The organism is Pantoea sp. RIT-PI-b (assembly GCF_001187905.1).
Lineage (GTDB): Bacteria > Pseudomonadota > Gammaproteobacteria > Enterobacterales > Enterobacteriaceae > Pantoea > Pantoea nemavictus.
On record NZ_LGIS01000012.1, the window covers coordinates 1 to 17995 of the forward strand.

16 protein-coding genes, 2 tRNA genes, 2 rRNA genes and 1 pseudogene are annotated in these 17995 nt (G+C 54.5%); 12 read left to right on the forward strand and 9 right to left on the reverse strand.

Annotated elements, in window-relative coordinates; all coding sequences use genetic code 11:
- From AC790_RS01685 to dkgB, 4 genes are all read left to right on the forward strand, one after another.
- Positions 1–79: ribosomal RNA gene (locus AC790_RS01685) — 23S ribosomal RNA — on the forward strand; the annotation flags it as partial.
- A gap of 205 nt (positions 80–284) precedes the next feature.
- Positions 285–400 (forward strand): 5S ribosomal RNA (gene rrf, locus AC790_RS01690).
- 102 nt (positions 401–502) lie between these two features.
- Positions 503–579: transfer RNA gene (locus AC790_RS01695), tRNA-Asp, on the forward strand.
- Between the two features lie 169 nt (positions 580–748).
- Complete coding sequence (gene dkgB / locus AC790_RS01700; protein WP_049850737.1) at positions 749–1552, forward strand: 2,5-didehydrogluconate reductase DkgB; 804 nt, start codon at positions 749–751, stop codon at positions 1550–1552.
- A 14-nt stretch (positions 1553–1566) separates the two neighbouring features.
- Here the strand turns inward: dkgB and yafC are convergent, their stop codons facing one another.
- Positions 1567–2475 (reverse strand): DNA-binding transcriptional regulator YafC, encoded by a 909-nt coding sequence (gene yafC / locus AC790_RS01705; RefSeq protein WP_007887220.1) that lies wholly within the window; start codon positions 2473–2475, stop codon positions 1567–1569.
- Between the two features lie 100 nt (positions 2476–2575).
- Between yafC and AC790_RS01710 the strand changes: the two genes are divergently transcribed.
- Positions 2576–3754 (forward strand): MFS transporter, encoded by a 1179-nt coding sequence (locus tag AC790_RS01710; RefSeq protein ID WP_049850738.1) that lies wholly within the window; start codon positions 2576–2578, stop codon positions 3752–3754.
- A gap of 148 nt (positions 3755–3902) precedes the next feature.
- Positions 3903–4706 (forward strand): endonuclease/exonuclease/phosphatase family protein, encoded by an 804-nt coding sequence (locus AC790_RS01715; RefSeq protein ID WP_049850739.1) that lies wholly within the window; start codon positions 3903–3905, stop codon positions 4704–4706.
- A gap of 150 nt (positions 4707–4856) precedes the next feature.
- Here AC790_RS01715 and mltD read toward each other — a convergent pair whose 3' ends face one another.
- Together mltD and gloB are read right to left on the reverse strand one after the other, a co-directional pair.
- Positions 4857–6230, reverse strand: a complete 1374-nt coding sequence (gene mltD, locus AC790_RS01720) for a murein transglycosylase D (protein WP_049850740.1) — start codon at positions 6228–6230, stop codon at positions 4857–4859.
- A 71-nt stretch (positions 6231–6301) separates the two neighbouring features.
- On the reverse strand, positions 6302–7057 hold the full coding sequence (gloB, locus tag AC790_RS01725; RefSeq protein WP_049850741.1) for a hydroxyacylglutathione hydrolase: 756 nt from the start codon (positions 7055–7057) through the stop codon (positions 6302–6304).
- 40 nt (positions 7058–7097) lie between these two features.
- On the opposite strand from gloB, the gene AC790_RS01730 reads away from it, so the two are divergent.
- On the forward strand, positions 7098–7832 hold the full coding sequence (locus AC790_RS01730) for a class I SAM-dependent methyltransferase (RefSeq protein ID WP_007887211.1): 735 nt from the start codon (positions 7098–7100) through the stop codon (positions 7830–7832).
- On the opposite strand, the pseudogene rnhA reads toward AC790_RS01730, so the two are convergent.
- A pseudogene (gene rnhA, locus AC790_RS01735) lies at positions 7817–8384 on the reverse strand (ribonuclease HI). The gene AC790_RS01730 and the pseudogene rnhA overlap by 16 nt on opposite strands.
- On the opposite strand from rnhA, the gene dnaQ reads away from it, so the two are divergent.
- Both dnaQ and AC790_RS01745 read left to right on the forward strand, forming a co-directional pair.
- Positions 8338–9069, forward strand: coding sequence for a DNA polymerase III subunit epsilon (dnaQ, locus tag AC790_RS01740; RefSeq protein ID WP_049850742.1), 732 nt, complete (start codon positions 8338–8340; stop codon positions 9067–9069). The pseudogene rnhA and the gene dnaQ sit on opposite strands and share 47 nt — an antisense overlap.
- Positions 9070–9203: 134 nt before the next feature.
- Positions 9204–9280, forward strand: a tRNA-Asp gene (locus AC790_RS01745).
- A 116-nt stretch (positions 9281–9396) separates the two neighbouring features.
- Here AC790_RS01745 and AC790_RS01750 read toward each other — a convergent pair.
- Positions 9397–10890 (reverse strand): NCS1 family nucleobase:cation symporter-1, encoded by a 1494-nt coding sequence (locus tag AC790_RS01750; RefSeq protein WP_049850743.1) that lies wholly within the window; start codon positions 10888–10890, stop codon positions 9397–9399.
- 145 nt (positions 10891–11035) lie between these two features.
- On the opposite strand from AC790_RS01750, the gene AC790_RS01755 reads away from it, so the two are divergent.
- The 3 genes from AC790_RS01755 to puuE are packed head-to-tail and all read left to right on the forward strand — an operon-like array spanning position 11036 to position 13481.
- Positions 11036–11758 (forward strand): GntR family transcriptional regulator, encoded by a 723-nt coding sequence (locus AC790_RS01755; RefSeq protein WP_049850744.1) that lies wholly within the window; start codon positions 11036–11038, stop codon positions 11756–11758.
- The gene (gene hpxA, locus AC790_RS01760; protein WP_049850745.1) at positions 11755–12486 is read left to right on the forward strand and encodes an allantoin racemase; all 732 of its coding nucleotides are present in this window, start codon (positions 11755–11757) and stop codon (positions 12484–12486) included. The genes AC790_RS01755 and hpxA overlap by 4 nt, the downstream gene beginning before the upstream one ends.
- A 35-nt stretch (positions 12487–12521) precedes the next feature.
- Complete coding sequence (puuE, locus tag AC790_RS01765) at positions 12522–13481, forward strand: allantoinase PuuE (protein WP_007887199.1); 960 nt, start codon at positions 12522–12524, stop codon at positions 13479–13481.
- 874 nt (positions 13482–14355) lie between these two features.
- Here puuE and hpxZ read toward each other — a convergent pair.
- The 4 genes from hpxZ to AC790_RS01785 are packed head-to-tail and all read right to left on the reverse strand — an operon-like array spanning position 14356 to position 17920.
- Positions 14356–14739, reverse strand: coding sequence for an oxalurate catabolism protein HpxZ (hpxZ, locus tag AC790_RS01770; protein ID WP_049850746.1), 384 nt, complete (start codon positions 14737–14739; stop codon positions 14356–14358).
- A 2-nt stretch (positions 14740–14741) separates the two neighbouring features.
- Positions 14742–16139, reverse strand: a complete 1398-nt coding sequence (locus tag AC790_RS01775; RefSeq protein ID WP_049850747.1) for an AtzE family amidohydrolase — start codon at positions 16137–16139, stop codon at positions 14742–14744.
- On the reverse strand, positions 16136–16321 hold the full coding sequence (gene hpxX / locus AC790_RS01780; RefSeq protein WP_007887196.1) for an oxalurate catabolism protein HpxX: 186 nt from the start codon (positions 16319–16321) through the stop codon (positions 16136–16138). The genes AC790_RS01775 and hpxX overlap by 4 nt, the downstream gene beginning before the upstream one ends.
- Positions 16322–16333: 12 nt before the next feature.
- Positions 16334–17920, reverse strand: coding sequence for a gamma-glutamyltransferase family protein (locus AC790_RS01785; RefSeq protein WP_049850748.1), 1587 nt, complete (start codon positions 17918–17920; stop codon positions 16334–16336).
- Between the last annotated feature and the right edge of the window lie 75 nt (positions 17921–17995).

A 17995-nucleotide genomic window follows, 5' to 3' on the forward strand; every position in this document is an offset into this window, starting at 1 on the left:
ACGACGTTGATAGGCCGGGTGTGTAAGCGCAGCGATGCGTTGAGCTAACCGGTACTAATGACCCGTGAGGCTTAACCTTACAACGCCAGAGGCGTTTTGGTCTGAGAGACCGGATTTTCAGCTTGTTTAACGGATAAAGAATTAGCGGAAACGAAAGATTTTACGCTGAGGCGAGACGCCGACCGAGACGGAACGAAGGAGCATACGGAAGTATGTGACTGAGTAACGCGAGGGAGAGCAACGCGGCATCAGTGAAAAATATTCGTTTCGTGCGCAAGAATTTGCCTGGCGGCTTTAGCGCGGTGGTCCCACCTGACCCCATGCCGAACTCAGAAGTGAAACGCCGTAGCGCCGATGGTAGTGTGGGGTCTCCCCATGCGAGAGTAGGGAACTGCCAGGCATCAAATTAAGATCCGTTATCGGATCGTGACCTTACCGGTGACGCGGAAAGGGCGAAACACCTGAAATCAGAACGATTTTCTGATGTCAGTACAGAATCGGTGGAGCGGTAGTTCAGTTGGTTAGAATACCTGCCTGTCACGCAGGGGGTCGCGGGTTCGAGCCCCGTCCGTTCCGCCACTTAATTGATAAGCCCTGACTGCAAAGTCAGGGCTTTTTCATGTTGGTAATATTTTCGTTATTGTTGATGAAAAATCAAAATTCTTCTGCTTATAAGCGGATTTTTCAGCAATAATAAACCTGCCAGAATAGTTCCCATCGAAACATAACGCTATACGATGAGGAAATCATGACAATCCCCGCTTTTGGTTTAGGTACTTTTCGTCTTCAGGACGATGTCGTCATTCAGTCCGTTAAAAATGCACTGGATCTTGGCTATCGCGCTATCGATACCGCTCAAATCTATGAAAATGAGGCTGCTGTAGGGCAAGCAATTGCAGAAAGCGGCCTAGCGCGTGATGAATTATTTATTACTACCAAGATCTGGATCGAGAATTTGTCCTCTGAGGCGCTAATCCCGAGCTTAGAAGAGAGCCTGATAAAACTGCGTACCAATTATGTCGACCTCACGCTAATCCATTGGCCTTCGCCCGGAAAAGCTATTTCTGTTAAAGAAAGTATGATGGCATTAATGGCAGCAAAAGAAGCAGGACTGACGCGTCAAATTGGTATTTCAAACTTCCCAATTGCATTGATGAAAGAGGCGATTGAAGCAGTGGGTGTGGAAAATATTGCGACTAACCAGATCGAGTTGCATCCCTTCCTACAGAATCGACAGGTAGTCGATTTCGCGCAACAGCACGCTCTTCATATCACTTCTTATATGACGCTGGCTTATGGAGAAGCGCTAAAGGATGAGGTGATTAACGCGATTGCTCAGAAGCATAAAGCCACTCCAGCTCAGATTGTTCTGGCATGGGCAATGAAGTTAGGTTACGCGGTTATCCCGTCATCAACCAAACGTGAAAACCTGTCGAGCAACATGGCAGCGGTTAATTTGCATCTGGATGATAAAGATATGGCAGATATTGCAGCGCTGGATCGTCAGCATCGTTTAGTGAGTCCGGAAGGTCTGGCGCCTGACTGGGATTAATCACTACCCCATATTCAGCCCTGCACTCGCCAGGGCTGATCTTTTAACCATTCACTCAGAAAGTCGATAAACGCCCTGACGCGTTGGCTAACACCTAAGTCGCTGTAATAGACTGCATTAAAAGGCATTTTTACTGGAACGCGTCGCTCAGCAAGCAGCTCAATGAAAGTGCCATCCGCAATTTCTTTATCCACCATAAAATCTGATAAACAAGCGATACCCTGATCGCCTAAAACTAACTGTTTGAGAGTTTCGCCGCTGTTAGATGACATACTCGGAATACTGTCATATAGGTCACCATTTTCATCGGTGACAGGCCAACGATTTAACCGGGGCGTTTCAACAAAGCCAAGGCATTCATGATAGGCCAAATCAGCTGCTGAAGCCGGTACGCCATATTTCGCCAAATAAGCCGGCGTGGCTACTAGTTTGCGATAGCTAGTGAAGAGTAGGCGAGCACGTAGCGTGGAGTCCGTTAAATTGCCAGCGCGAATTGCCACATCGACTTTACGTTCGATGAGATTGATGAAGCTCTCTGAAGAAATCAGCGATAGCCTAACGTCCGGATAGCGCTCACGAAATGGTTTAATCATCGGTAGTAACAGATGCAGAATCACGGGTGTAGCTGCATCAATGCGCAGTATGCCCTGTGGAGCCATTTGCCGCTCTATGAGCTCACTCTCGGCCGTAGACATCTCCTGCATCAACTTTTGCACACGGCGAAAGTAATGTTCGCCTTCATGAGTGAGTGCCAGCTGGCGTGTGGTACGCGTTAATAGCGCAACACCCAGTTTATTCTCCAGTTTCTTAACGGTACGGCTTACTGCCGAATTGGCCATCTGTAGCTGTTCCGCAGCACGGCTGAAACTGCCGCTTTCAACCACGGCAATAAACACTTTTAACTCATCTGACGATGCCTTCATTATCCCTCCAAAAGCAAAAGTCTATTCTCACTTTGCATCTTTTTGTCATTAAAGCATGCAGTAATACTAACGCCCAACAAAACCTTATTGGGAGTTAATCATGCCACTTGCACTTTGGGCGCTTACAATCAGTGCCTATGCCATCGGAACCACAGAATTTGTGATTGTTGGATTGATTCCGACCATCGCTGAACAGCTCAGTATTACGCTACCTTCTGCAGGAATGCTGGTATCCATTTACGCTTTAGGCGTGGCTGTCGGCGCACCCGTGCTTACCGCCTTAACCGGCAAGCTAGCCCGTAAACAATTATTGATGGGATTGATGGCACTATTTACCGTCGGTAATCTGGTTGCCTGGCTGGCGCCAAACTATGAAACGCTGGTAATAGCCCGTTTGCTGACCGGTCTCGCTCATGGTGTGTTCTTCTCTGTCGGATCAACGATTGCAACCAGTCTGGTGAGCAAGGAGAAAGCCGCGAGTGCGATTGCCATCATGTTTGGTGGTCTAACCGTCGCTTTGGTAACAGGTGTGCCGTTGGGGACGCTAATCGGGCAACACTTTGGCTGGCGTGAAAGTTTCCTCGCTGTATCGCTATTAGGAGTGATTGCATTAGTCGCAAGTCAGGTGCTTATCCCACGTAATATTGCGCAACCACCGGCCACGACACTGGCACAGCAGGCACGCGTAATGGTTAATCCACGTCTGCTACTGATCTATGCCATTACTGCACTGGGTTATGGTGGCGTATTTACTGCCTTCACATTCCTTGCGCCGATGATGCAGTCGCTGGCCGGTTTTTCGCCGACCGCGGTAAGCGTGATTTTGTTGGGATATGGTATTTCCGTTGCCATTGGTAACATCTGGGGCGGTAAGCTGGCCGATCGACGCGGAGCCGTTCCCGCTCTAACACTGATCTTTACGGCGCTGGCAATTTTGCTGATGGTATTCCAGTTCACTGCAAGTATGCATTACATGTCAGTGGCAACGGTATTGGTCATGGGTATCTTCGCTTTTGCCAACGTGCCCGGTTTGCAGGTTTATGTGGTGCAGAAAGCTGAACACTTTGCACCGGGCGCAGTGGATGTCGCTTCAGGTTTGAATATCGCAGCATTCAATATTGGGATTGCTCTGGGGTCTACGGTCGGTGGTTATATTGTTGAGCATTATGGTTTGGCACAAACACCATGGGTAGGCGCTGTCATTGTATTTGGTGCGTTGCTGCTGGTACGTTTAAGCGGTCAGCTCGAAAAGCCGAACTCGGCGATTGCGATTGAATAATAGGCACAACAGCCTGCCAACTGGCAGGCTGTTACATTACTCTGCTGTGAGGTGAATTCCGACAATCACCAACATCAATTGAAACCCCGCGCTAAAATCCCTATAACAGTCAGGTGAAGTCAGAGTCGTAAACCAGTCAGGCGGGAAAGTGCGAAAAAAAACTTATTCAATGCGTTATGTAGCAGGTCAGCCAGCTGAGCGGATCTTTCCGCCGGGGGCAATGCTGCATGCTGGACAGCCTTTACCGCCCGGAGCACCTCTACCCACAGATCCAACGCTGCGGGTTTTAGTCTGGAATATCTTCAAGCAGCAGCGTGCAGAGTGGATGTCAGTGCTGGAAGGCTTCGGCAAAGATGCTCACCTGGTGCTGTTACAGGAAGCGCAAGCCACGCCTGAGCTGGTCAAATTCGCCACCAGCAACTATCTCGCAGCCGATCAGGTCCCCGCATTTGTCTTACCGCAACATCCTTCTGGCGTCATGACGTTGGCTTCTGCGCATCCTGTGTATTGCTGCCCATTGCGTGAACGAGAGCCATTGCTACGTTTTGCCAAATCAGCGTTGGTCACGGCTTATCCTTTACCCACCGGCGAAATGCTGATGGTGGTAAATATCCACGCGGTAAATTTCAGTCTCGGGGTGGATGTGTACAGCAAGCAGCTCGGACCGATTGGTGAACAGATTCAACATCATCGTGGGCCCGTAATCATGGCCGGCGATTTCAACGCATGGAGCCGTCAGCGCATGAACGCGCTGTACCGTTTTGCCCGGGATATGTCACTGCGGGAGGTTAACTTCACGGACGACCATCGCCGTAAAGCCTTTGGTCGTCCGCTGGATTTCGTTTTCTATCGCGATATGAAGGTGAGTGAAGCCTCAGTGCTGGTAACGCGCGCTTCAGACCACAATCCTCTGTTGGTTGAATTCAACTCCCTCTACGGTATCGAGCGTTAAGAAACGCGCTCAGAACGCCGCTTTGCAATAATCAAAAATTATCAGAAATGGATAAGGCGGATTATTCGCAAAAGCCTTAAGAAGGGAAGGGCACATTTTGTGGATTGCCGAAAATGAAAAAGGCTGACAAAAGTCAGCCTTTTCGGGGCATTAGGTATCAGGTGTTGCGCTATTATTCACAAACAGCGTGAGCTTGTCGCCCGGCTGGATGTCTTTAGCATCACTGTTCCAGCGCATAACATCTTTGGTGTTCACACCATGACGTTTTGCAATACTGGCAAAAGAATCACCCTTACGTACACGGTAGGTGATGCTGTTGCCGTTATCAGCCAATTGCGTGCTCGCTTTGCCGCTTACGGTCAAGGTCTGACCGGTACGAACTGAAGCGCTGCGCAGATTGTTCTGCTGTTTCAGTGCACTGACGCTAACGCCAAGTTTGCTGGCAATGCCAGACAAGGTGTCACCTTTGCGAACCGTGTAGCTGTTTCCTGCCGCGCTGACTTTCGCCATCTCGGTAGGCTGCACGGAAGCGATATCACCGGAAGCCAGTGAATCGCGCAGCTTAGCAACGTTAGACTTCGGCACCATAATGTAGTGCGGTCCGTTTGGCGCTGTGGCACCGTTTTTATAACCAGCATTAAATGTCTTCAGCTTGCTGAGAGACATGCCGGCCATGTCGGCGGCCTGCGTCAGTTCAATCTGCTGTCCCACTTCTACGCGAGCTAATGCACGGCTCTCGTTCGGGGTCGGCAGTTTGATACCGTAACGCTTGTTGTTCTTGAGGATCTCACTCAAGGCCAACATTTTAGGTACGTACACCGTCGTCTCGCGTGGTAACGATAAACTCCAGAAGTCCGTCGGCTTGCCGCGCGCCTTATTCTGTTTCATCGCTTTCAGCACACGCCCTTCACCGCTGTTATAGGCGGCGATGGTCAGTAACCAGTCACCGTCAAACATACCGTTCAGACGCTGCATCATGTCCAGCGCTACTTTGGTCGAGGCCACCACATCGCGGCGTCCGTCGTACCATTGGTTCTGTTTCAAACCATAGTTTTTGCCCGTTTGTGCAACAATCTGCCAGATGCCGGCGGCATTCGCAGAAGATGTTGCGTGTGGGTCAAAAGCGCTCTCCACTATGGGTAGCAGTACCAGTTCCATCGGCATTTTACGTTTCTGTATCTGCTCGACTATCCAGTACATGTACGGCTCTGCCCGTAATGTTACATCGTGGAGATAGCTCTTATTTTTTAAAAATTTTGTTTTTTGTTCGCGGATCCGGTTGTTTTCCGGAATCCCCATCTTCAACTCGTCACTAATGTGATTCCAGAGATCAGTATCTTCTGCGAGGCTTGTTCCATCATCCTGCCATCGCGGCGACAACAATCGATCTCCGTACTTTCCATTTTCACCTTGACCAGCTGAAGACAGACTCTGTGCATGCTGTACGGGGATATTGGCGTCATTCCTTGATGCCTGACATCCTACCAGCAAGACCGAGGCGAGTAATATCGCTTTAGCCTTCATGTGTGTGTCAATAGTTCGCTTAAAAGACGAGCAACTATACGTGACGGTCCGCCACAACACAACCTCAAAAATTAAAAGCGGTCTTTCTTCTCGCGTAGATCGGCAAAAGTTTGCCATAACGCCGACGATGAGACATTAGTGCCTAAAGCCTGTTGTAAATCAGGGTCTTGCGTGCGTAAAAATAAATTTATTTCACGCTCTAAGGCCAGTTTTGTCGGTAAAGTAATGCGGTTTTCTGCGCGTAAGTCCTTAATTTGCTGATACCTTGCCAAAATTTTAGGGTCTTGGGGCAGAATAGCCGCAGCAAACTTCATATTGGATAAAGTGTATTCATGCGCACAGCAAATAAGGGTATCTTCAGGTAGCTGATTAAGCTTTTGAAATGATTCGAACATTTGTTGTGCGGTGCCTTCAAATAAGCGTCCGCAGCCGCCAGAAAATAGGGTGTCACCACAGAAAAGATAAGGGGAGCTGAAATATGAGATATGTCCTAAAGTATGACCAGGCGTTGCGATGACGCGGAAGTTCAGACCAAGTAGGGTAAATTCATCCCCTTCAGTCACAATGCGCTTGGCTCCTTTATCTGCAGTTTCCTGTGGACCGAAAACCTCCAAATCGGGATAGTGCTGCAACAGTTCGCTCACACCGCCGACGTGATCATGATGATGATGCGTCAGCAAAATCGCGACAGGTTGCCAGCGATTCGCTTTCAATTTATCCAGCACCGGCTGTGCTTCGCCGGGATCGACAATCAGACATCTATTGTCTTCGTCCGTCAGTGCCCAGATGTAGTTATCCTGCAATGCGGGAATGCTGGTAAGATTCATAAACACCTCTCAGGTCGTAGAAAAAGGAAAATGGTAGAGCATGAAGCCAGCTAAAACACGCCAAATCCTGACTGCACCGCGCTCCTGGCGCGATATGCCCATGGGAGACTATTTTCGCGACGCGCTCACCCAGCAACTGCAGCCCTATCTCGGTAAGCTCTATGGCTTTCATATGCTTAAAATTGGCAGCCTCAGCGCAGAAATCAACACCAGTCAGTGTGCCATATCGCATCAGGTGAATGTGGGCATTGAGGGCGATGAGCTACAGGTGATTGCCAATTCCACCCAGTTACCCTTTGAATCGAAATCCGTTGATGCCTGTTTACTCGCACATACGCTGGCATGGAGTCAGGATCCCCATCGAGTATTACGCGAGGTAGATCGCGTGCTGATTGATGATGGCTGGATGATCATTAGCGGCTTCAATCCGTTCAGTCTGTTAGGTATTAGCAAAGGTATTCCCGGTTTGCACTCACGCGCGCCATGGAGTGGACGCATGTTCAGTCAGGTACGTTTGCTCGATTGGCTCAACCTGCTTAATTATGAAGTGGTATATCGCACGCGTTTTCAGGTGGTGCCATGGCATCGACAAGGCGGCAGGGTGATCAGTGCGCATCTGCCTGCACTCGGGTGTTTGAATATTGTAGTGGCGCGTAAACGTACGTTCCCGTTAACGCCCACCAAAATGAAGAAGAATCTAAGTCAAAGCCAGCTGCGTCAAACGGTTAACGTGACGCGCCAGTTTCGCGAAGTGAAGGATCAGGACTCAACCTGATAGCCGATGTCATCCTGCGTAGGATTACCCGCCGCGCTGCGTGCCAGTTCATCGCAGCGTTCATTTTCTGGATGACCGGCGTGACCTTTCACCCATTCCCACTTAATTTCATGATTGCTGAGCGCCAGATCGAGGCGTTTCCACAAATCAACATTTTTCACGGGCTTCTTATCGGCGGTTTTCCAGCCGCGCTTCTTCCAGTTATGAATCCAGCTGGTAATGCCCTGGCGCACATATTGGCTGTCGGTGCTGATCACCACGTCACACGGCTGCGTCAAGGCTTCGAGTGCCACGATCGCGGCCATCAACTCCATGCGATTATTGGTGGTAAGACGATAGCCGGTGCTGAACAATTTTTCATGTTCGCGATAGCGTAGAATGGCGCCGTAGCCACCGGGACCGGGATTGCCCAGGCAGGATCCATCGGTGAATATTTCTACCTGTTTGCGCATCTCTGGTAGACTTCCTTCTGACAAAACGCCAAGTCTGACATAAAACGAGTCCTATGAGCACTGCAAATAACCGCCAGATCGTCCTCGATACTGAAACCACCGGCATGAACATGATCGGTGTGCATTATGAAGGACATCGCATCATTGAAATTGGTGCGGTTGAGGTGATCAACCGTCGCCTGACCGGCAACAACTTCCACATGTATCTGAAGCCCGATCGGCTGGTGGATCCAGAAGCGTTCGGCGTGCACGGCATTGCCGATGAATTTCTCGCCGATAAGCCGCTGTTTGCGGATATTGCCGACGAATTTCTTGAGTACATTCGTGGCGCAGAGCTGGTGATCCATAACGCCTCGTTCGATATCGGCTTTATGGATTATGAATTCGGCATGCTAAAGCGAGATATCGGCAAAACCGAAACTTTCTGCCAGATCACCGATAGCCTCGCGATGGCGCGTAAGATGTATCCCGGTAAACGCAACAGCCTTGATGCATTGTGTAACCGTTATGAAATAGACAACAGCAAGCGTACGCTGCACGGCGCACTGCTCGATGCCGAGATTCTGGCAGAAGTGTTCCTGATGATGACCGGCGGGCAAACCTCGCTGGCCTTTTCGCTGGACGGCGAGCAGAACAATCAGGGTGGCGGTGAGAATATTCAACGCATTGTGCGTCCGAGTTCGGGCCTGCGCATCGTTATCGCCAGCGACGAAGAGTTAACCGCGCATGAAGGTCGTCTGGATTTGGTGCAGAAGAAGGGCGGCAGCTGCCTGTGGCGGATGTAAAACAGCTGATTTTGCGTGCAAAATCGTCGTTAAGCTGAAAAAAACGCCAAACGAAACATTCCCACATAAAAAGCGTTGACGGGTGCTGAAGCTGCTATTAATATGCGCCTCGTTCTCGACGGGGAACAAAGCGCGGAGCGGTAGTTCAGTTGGTTAGAATACCTGCCTGTCACGCAGGGGGTCGCGGGTTCGAGCCCCGTCCGTTCCGCCAATCTATTTAAAGAAGCCGATGCAGAAATGCATCGGCTTTTTGCTTTTCCTGGCTGGCATAAATGCCAGCCCTACACATCTAGCGTAGGGTCGCCATTCATGGCGACCAGCCCACCATTAATCCTTCTGCACCGCCACAGTCGTGCGATACGCCGCTACCGAAGCTTCACGGTCAGCACGCGCCAGCCAGCGATAGCAACCGGCGCCCAATGCCACACCGATAAACCAGCTAAAGTTCGCGACTGCATGCAGTGAGGGAATAAAACTGATCACCAGACCAATCGCCACCGACGGCAGCAGCGCGGCAATCGCTTTTGGGTTGAAGCCGCTGCGATACCAGTAACGTCCTTTCGGCGTGTCATCAAACAGATCGTCAACGTAGACTTTGCTGCGTTTAATCAAATAGAAATCAGCAATCAGAATACCGAACAGCGGCCCAATAAACGCACCCAGCACATCCAGCGTATAGTGAATCAGCTCCGGTGACTGGAACAGGTTCCACGGCGTCAGCAATACCGAGCCAACCGCAGCAATCATGCCTCCGGTACGGAAGCTGATTTTCTGCGGTGAGCAGTTAGAGAAGTCGAACGCTGGCGAAACAAAGTTGGCCACGATATTAATGCCGATGGTGGCGATTATCATGGTCAGCAGGCCAATTGCCACCGCCACGTCGTTACCCACCATGCTGACGGTCTCAATCGGATCGGTGATCATTCTGCCGAACAGCGACTGAGTGCCGGAAACAATCACCACGGTGACAATCGAGAACAGCAGGAAGTTGAACGGTAAGCCCCAGCGGTTGCCGCGACGAATTTCGCCCATGCTTTTACCGTAACGTGAGAAGTCACCAAAGTTGAGCAGCGGACCCGAGAAGTAAGAGACCACCAGCGCGGTGGCGGTGATCATCTGCCAGGTTTGCTCGCCGGTGCTTAGCTGTTTGCTGGCCAGAGTGAAGGAGATACCGTCGAAACCGGTTTTGTATACAATCCAGCCAGCCAGCGCCACCATCACCACATATACCGCTGGACCCGCGACATCGATAAAGCGTTTAATCGCGTTCATCCCATGCCAGAACACCATCGCCTGCAGTAACCACATCACACCAAAACAGCACCAGCCCAGCTGCGATAAGCCGAGCCAGCTGCTCTGCGTCATGCTGCTAAGCGTCGGGAAGAACTTCAGCAGCACCAGCATTAACGCGTTGGCCGCCAGATAAGTCTGGATGCCGTACCAGGCAAAGGCGATCAGCCCGCGAATGATCGCCGGGATGTTGGCACCAAACACGCCAAACGCCTGACGCGAAATCACCGCGTACGGCACGCCTGCCATCTGGCTCGGTTTGGCCACCAGATTAGCGCACAGCTGCACGATGCAGATGCCCACTAACAAACACAGCAGAACCTGCCAGCTCGCCAGACCTAAAGTAAAGAAGCTGGCGGCAACGACATAGCCGCCCATGCTATGCACATCCGACATCCAGAAAGAAAAGATGTTGTACCACGACCAGTTCTGGTCGCGCGTTGGCGCCAGATCGTCATTGCACAGGCGCGGACTGTATTGTGCGTTGGCTTCAGAGGCCACCCGCGAGGTCACTTCAGAATGATTTGGCATGAAACCTGCTCCTCTCTACATCATGGAAGAATAATCACAGCGTGAAACGGTATTGCAGGATCCAGGCCACATTTGATTTCTTGTATACAAAAAAATCATTTCACGTATACGATGTGCAGCACACAGTCACTTACCGGAGCAGGTAATGAAGAGTGAAACAGGCCAGAAAACGGCTGCCGATCTGAACGATCGCGATGAACCCATCTATCAGGCGCTTCTCACCGCCATTGTTGAGCATCAACTGCCGCCGGGCAGTAAATTGCCGGAAGAAGCGTTATCTGAGGTGTTTGGTGTTAGCCGCACCGGCATTCGTAAGGTGCTGCAACGCCTCGCCGCGGTGCAAATGATCACCTTGTCGCCCAGGCGTGGTGCACAAGTGGCCACGCCGGGCGTGGATGAAGCACGCGATATCTTTGCTACCCGCAGCTTATTAGAGTGCGCAAATTTGCCCGCGGTGATGACCCACATACAGCAACCGCATTTAGCCGCGCTGGCGGCTCTGATTGAAGCCGAGCAGCAGGCGCACGATCAGCATGATGGTGCCGCCGCGATTCGGCTGTCTGCCGCCTTTCATATTCAGCTGCAAGCGATATCGGGTAATGAAGTGCTCACCGATATGGTGACGCGTCTGACGCAGCGCTCGTCGCTGGTGATCGCCGCGTACGGTGCGCCGTGGCAGCGCGGCTGCCGTTGCGATCATCACGATCGGCTGGTGGATCTGCTGCGGAAAAAAGATCTACCGGCGTTAACTGCCGCACTGCAGCAACACTTCGAACACATTGTTGCCAGCCTGCACTTTGAGCGCAGCGGCGAAACCTTGCCTGATTTCTCCCGGTTATTTGCCGGTAACAAAGGAGCGGCATCATGAGCCTGATCCAGGTGATCAATCCCAACACCAGCCTGGCGATGACGGAAACCATTGGTGCCGCCGCGCGCGCGGTCGCCGCGCCGGGCACCGAAATTCTGGCGGTGTGCCCGAGCCACGGCGTGCCGTCGATTGAAGGGCATTTTGATGAAGCCATTGCGGCGATTGGCGTGCTGGAGCAGGTGAAGCGCGGCAAAGAGCAGGGCGTTAGCGGCCATATTATTGCCTGTTTTGGCGATCCGGGATTACTGGCGGCACGCGAACTGGCGAGCGGACCGGTGATCGGCATTGCGGAAGCAGCGATGCATACCGCCACGCTGGTGGCGACGCGTTTTTCGATCGTCACCACCTTACCGCGTACGCTGGTGATTGCTCGCCATCTGCTGCAGCAATACGGTTTTACCCACCATTGTGCTGCGTTGCACGCCATCGATCTGCCGGTGCTGGCGCTGGAGGACGGCAGCGGCGTGGCGCAGGAGAAGGTGCGTCAGCTCTGCATTCAGGCGAAACGCGAAGATGGCAGCGGTGCGATTGTGCTGGGCTGCGGCGGCATGGCCACGCTCGCCCAGGATCTCACCAAAGAGCTGGGACTACCGGTAATCGACGGCGTAAGCGCCGCGGTGAAAATGGTGGAGTCGCTGGTGGCGTTAGGCTTTGGCACCAGCAAGCATGGCGATCTCGATTATCCGCTCGAAAAACCGCTCAGCGGGGCATTTCAGCACCTAAACTAAGTGCTGGTTGAGGACTGACGACAGGAACTTGCAGAATGAGTGATGTATCTGAAAAGAAAGAGTACAGCTTCAACAAGAACTATCCACGCGATCTGATCGGCTATGCTGGCCAGCCACCGCATGCGCAGTGGCCGGGTAAGGCGCGCGTGGCGGTGCAGTTCGTCCTGAATTACGAAGAGGGCGCCGAGAATAACGTGCTGCACGGCGATGCCGGTTCCGAACAGTTTCTTTCCGATATCATCGGTGCGGCCAGCTACGCCGATCGTCACATGTCGATGGATTCGCTGTATGAATACGGCTCGCGCGCCGGTTTCTGGCGCATCCACAACGAATTTCAAAAGCGCGGTTTGCCGCTCACGGTGTTTGGCGTAGCGATGGCGCTGGCGCGTCACCCGGATATCGTTGCAGCGATTAAAGCGGCGGATTACGACGTGGTCAGCCACGGCTGGCGCTGGATCCACTATCAGGCGATGGACGCCAAAACCGAGCGCCAGCATATGCAGCAGGCGGTCGACGTGTTAACCGATTTGTTCGGTAAAGCGCCGACCGGCTGGTACACCGGCCGCGACAGCCCCAACACGCGGCGTTTGGTGGTGGAGCAGGGCGGCTTCAGCTACGACAGCGATTACTACGGCGACGACCTGCCATTCTGGACGCAGGTCACCTGTCAGGACGGCACGGTAAAACCGCACCTGATCATTCCTTACACGCTGGAGTGCAACGACATGCGCTTCGCCTCGCCGCAGGGCTTCAACACTGCAGAGCAGTTCTTCACTTACCTGCGCGACACCTTTGATGTGCTGTACGAGGAGGGCGAAACCGCGCCGAAGATGATGTCGATTGGCATGCACTGTCGCCTGCTGGGGCGTCCGGGGAAATTCCGCGGACTGCAGCGCTTCCTCGATCATATTCAGCAGCATCAGGATGTGTGGGTGTGTACAAGGCAGCAAATCGCCGACCATTGGATCGAGACGCATCCCGCGCCGGATGCTTGATGGGCGCTGGCTTGCAGCCAGACTGCTTTTAAAGGCTTAAAGGCTTAAAGGCTTAAAGGCTTAAAGGCAACGTCAAGGTCAAGGGCGGTTTCGATTGTCCTGCGGACAACCGACCCAGGGGAGGCAGTCGCCCCTCCCCTGGGGACCCGGTCTCTTTGTCGGCAGAATTGCCGCTGCGCGGTCCCCTCACTTCAGGTGAATTCCTGACGGACCGGCTGCGATTCGCTCCTGCTCAGCGCAGCCTCTCGCCGCCGTCCTGGCGGCTCATCCTGGAATCCCCCCTCCGTTCGGCAATTCTGACGACACGCACCCAGCTGCCAAACCTCTGCCCTAAAAAGAGATCGCATCGCGATAGAATTTTTTTGATTTTATTAGAGATAGTGCAGCGGGAGTGTTGAGTCGGCATCACTTTCGGCGCCGTCCTGGCGGCTCATCCTGGAATCCCCCCTCCGTTCGGCAATTCTGACGACACGCACCCAGCTGCAAAACCTCTGCCCTAAAAAGAGATCGCATCGCGATAGAATTTTTTTGATTTTATTAGAGATAGTGCAGCGGGGGGGTTGAGTCGGCATCACTCTCGCCGAGGAGAAGCCTGCTTCCAGGATGAGCCGCCAGGACGGCGGCGAAAGGGCCTGCTGAGCCAGGATGGCGAATCAGGGCCGGTCCGTCAGGAAGTGGGATTTGACGAGGGAACCCGCGTAGCGGGCGATAGTGCTGCCGAAAAGCCCGGGTTCCCAGGGGAGGGGCGACTGCCTCCCCTGGGTCGGTCGGCTGAAAGCCTATCGAAACCGCCCTTGACCTGGCCCTTAAGCCCAAAGCATTTGAAACTTAAAAGCAGCAGTCTGATTGCCAATCAGGGCGAAACGCTGCGCCCTCAGCTCATTAAGCTGACCTGTGCTGCCACAATCCGCCAGCCGCAAGGCAATCTCACCCACGTCTGTTGTTGACGCCCAATCTTCTCCACGCCCTCGCGCGTAAACTCCGTACTGCACACCGCATAATCATCACCAAAAGTGGTGATCACCGTATTGCGCAGCGTACGATCCAGGCCTTTTGAAGGGCGCGCGGCGCGAAACGCGCGGATCTCGTCGATGCCATACAGATTCTCGCCCGCGCCGAGGCGCACGGTGCGTGGGTCGTGCCAGAACAGTTCATCCAGCACCGCGACGTCATTGCTAATCAGCGCTTGCTCGTAACGGTAAAAGGCGGCGGTGACTTCGGCGAGCACCGCCGGGCGGTCGATATCTTCAGGTGTCATCTTCAGGCGTCCATTAAGGTGGTTTGTGGCAGCGTCAGCCCCTGCTGTTGCAGCGCCCAGGCGGCGCGCAGTGCCAGATGTTCTTTAAACGGTGCGGCGATCAATTGCAAACCAATCGGCAAGCCGCTGGCGGTGTGCAGCGGTACGGTGCACACCGGTAAGCCGAGGAAGGAGATCGGCTGGGTGAGCATGCCCATGCTGGCGCGCGTCGGCAAATCCTGGCCGTTGATGTGAATGGTTTCCTGACCGATGGTGGTGGCGGTGCACGGCGTGGCAGGAGCGATCAGCACATCGAACTGCTCAAACAGCGGTAGCACCTGCTGCTGGAAGTGACGGCGGAAACGCTGTGCCTGTACATACCACGCCGAGGGCAACATTGCGCCAGCCAACAAGCGTTCACGCGAATTAGGCTCGAACTGCTCCGGTTGGGTGCGCAGCGCTGGCAAGTAGTGATTGCCGCCTTCCGCAGCGGTCATGATAAAGGCCGCCGAACGCGCGATTTCAGCATTCGGTAGAGTCACTTCGTCTAACGCATTCAGCGCCTTAGCCACAACCGCGACGGCTGCGCGTGCTTCATCGCTGCACCAGGTTGAGAAGAAACCACCGAGTACTGCGCTGCGCACGCCTTCTGCGCCGTGGCGCAGTACATCGCTGACCGGTGCAACCGGCTGGGCGGCCTGGAAGGCATCGCTGGCATCCGCGCCTTGCAGAGTGTCATACACCAGACCTAAATCTTCCACCGAACGGGCAAACGGGCCGATGTGATCGAGGCTGGCGACAAACGGATGGCTGCCGCTACGCGACAGGCGACCAAAGGTCGGTTTTAAACCGAAGATGCCGCACAGCGAAGCGGGCACGCGGATCGAACCGTTGGTGTCGGTGCCGAGTGAAAAATGCACCAAACCCGCCGCCACCGCTGCCGCTGAACCGCCGGATGAGCCGCCCGCTACGCGGGTTAAATCGCGTGGATTGTGTGTCGCGCCGTAATGGGTATTTTCGGTGGTAAAGCCGTAGGCGTAGGCATCCATATTCAGCATGCCGGAGAGCAGCGCGCCGGACTGGCGGAGTTTGCTTACCGCCCAGGCATCCTGACGCGCCGCCGCGCGATCGCTGAACAGGCTGGCACCGGCTAAGGTGCTGTGTCCGGCGACATCAAACAGGTTTTTCACCGCGTAGGGGATGCCGGCCAACGGCGGTAATGCGTCGCCGCGCTGGCGTTGCTGATCAATTTGCTCGGCCTCACGTAACATGCGCTGGCCAGTCACTTCGGTCCAGGCATTGAGCGCCGGATTATGTTGCTCAATCGCCGCTAGCGTTGTTTGCGCGATCTCGCGGGCGCTGATTTCGCCCTGGCGCAGCGCCTGCTGTAGGGCGTTAATCGAGAGTGACGACAGTTTCATGGATGGAACACTCCTGCCACTTCCAGCCGATCGTCGAGCGGCAGCGCCATCAGCGGCTCGGCCATCGCGGCGATGCGGTTGAACTGTGTCAGCAGCTCGGCACGGCGCGCGTCGTCCAGCTCCAGTGCCAGTATCTGCTCCATTTGGGCGATATAGGTGGCCCAATCCGGTTGTTTGCTCATAAAAAATCTCCGTTAGAAACCGGCGGCGCTGCCGTTACTGCGCGGATCAAACGCGCCTTCCAGCATGCCGTTGTTGTGTCGCACGATCGCACCCGCATGGCCGACCACTTCACTGAAATCAGGCAGCAGTTCCACCTCATGGCCGAGCGCGCGCAGCTGCTGCACCGTTTCCGGCGCGATACGCGCTTCCAGCTTGAGTGAATCCGATGATTGTCCCCACGTGCGCCCCAGCAGCCAGCGCGGCGCACTCACCGCCTGTTGCAGAGGATGCCCCTGAATCACATGGCGGGTGAAAATCGCCGCCTGGGTTTGTGGCTGGCCGTCGCCGCCCATCGATCCATACACCATGGTGCGGCCATCTTTAAGACGCGCGGCGGCAGGATTAAGCGTGCGGAACGGCTGTTTGCCCGGCTGCAGCGCCAGCAGATGATCGGGCTGCGGGCTGAACGCAGCGCCCCGGTTTTGCCTGGTGATGCCGGTGCCGGGCAGCTCCACGCCGCTGCCAAATTCGTGGTAGATGCTCTGGATAAAGGAAACCGCCAGCCCGCTGCTGTCCATCACGCCCATCCACACCGTGTCGCCGGGTCCGCGCCCGGTGCCCCACGGCGCCGCTTGCTGCTCATCCACCTGCGCCGCCAGCGTGCTGAGATGCGCATCATCCAGCAGGCTTTGTATATCAACGTCGATATGGCGCGGATCGGTAATGTGCTGGTCGCGCAGCGCAAAGGCTTTTTTGGTGGCTTCAACGATGCGGTGCACGGTTTGCGCCTCCTCGGCGCCCGCCATATCCAGCCGATCGGTGATGCCGAGGATTGCCAGCGATACCAAACCCTGGGTCGGCGGCGTCATATTCCAGATATCGCCTTCGCTGTGCGCCAGATGCAGCGGCGTGCAGCGGCGGGCGTGGTGCGTCTGCAAATCTTCCAGCGTGATCGGCATACCGAGCGCGGTCATTTCGCGCGCCAGATGATGTGCCAGTTCACCGCGATAAAAACTCTCCAGCCCGTGATCGCACAGCATGCTCAGCGTATTGGCCAGCGCCGGTTGGGTGAAGCGGCTGCCTGCGGCGGGCACGCTGCCGTCCGGTAAGTAAGTGGCGGCAAAACCGGGCTGATGCTGCAGTTCATGCTGCTTGGCGGCGGTGGCAGCGGCTTGTGAAGCGGTGACCGGAATCCCGTCGGCAGCATAGCGAATCGCATCGCGCAGCAGGCGCGTTAACGGCATCGGCGCAGCACCCAGTTCCTGCGCCAGCGTTAATGCCTCCTGCCAGCCGCTGACGGTGCCGGCGACGGTTAATGCGGCTTTCGGGCCGCGATGCGGAATGTGGGTTTCGCCGTGATAGAAATCGAGGTGCGCCAGCGTTCCCGCTGCGCCGCTGGCGTCAATGGCGATCGGATCGCCATTCGGCGGCACGATCAGCCAGAAGCCGTCGCCGCCTAAGCCATTCATGTGGGGATAAACCACGGCGATGGTGGCAGCCGCGGCGACCATCGCCTCAATTGCGCTGCCGCCTTCACGCAGCACCGCTAATGCGCTTTCGCTGGCGAGATGATGCGGCGTAACGGCCATGCCTAACGGCGCCATGTTGCTCTGTATCATAGTGATTTCTTCTCTTGTTCTTTTGAGAGCACGCTGTTTAATCCCCGCACATTCCGTAGCGGCGCGATTTATCGC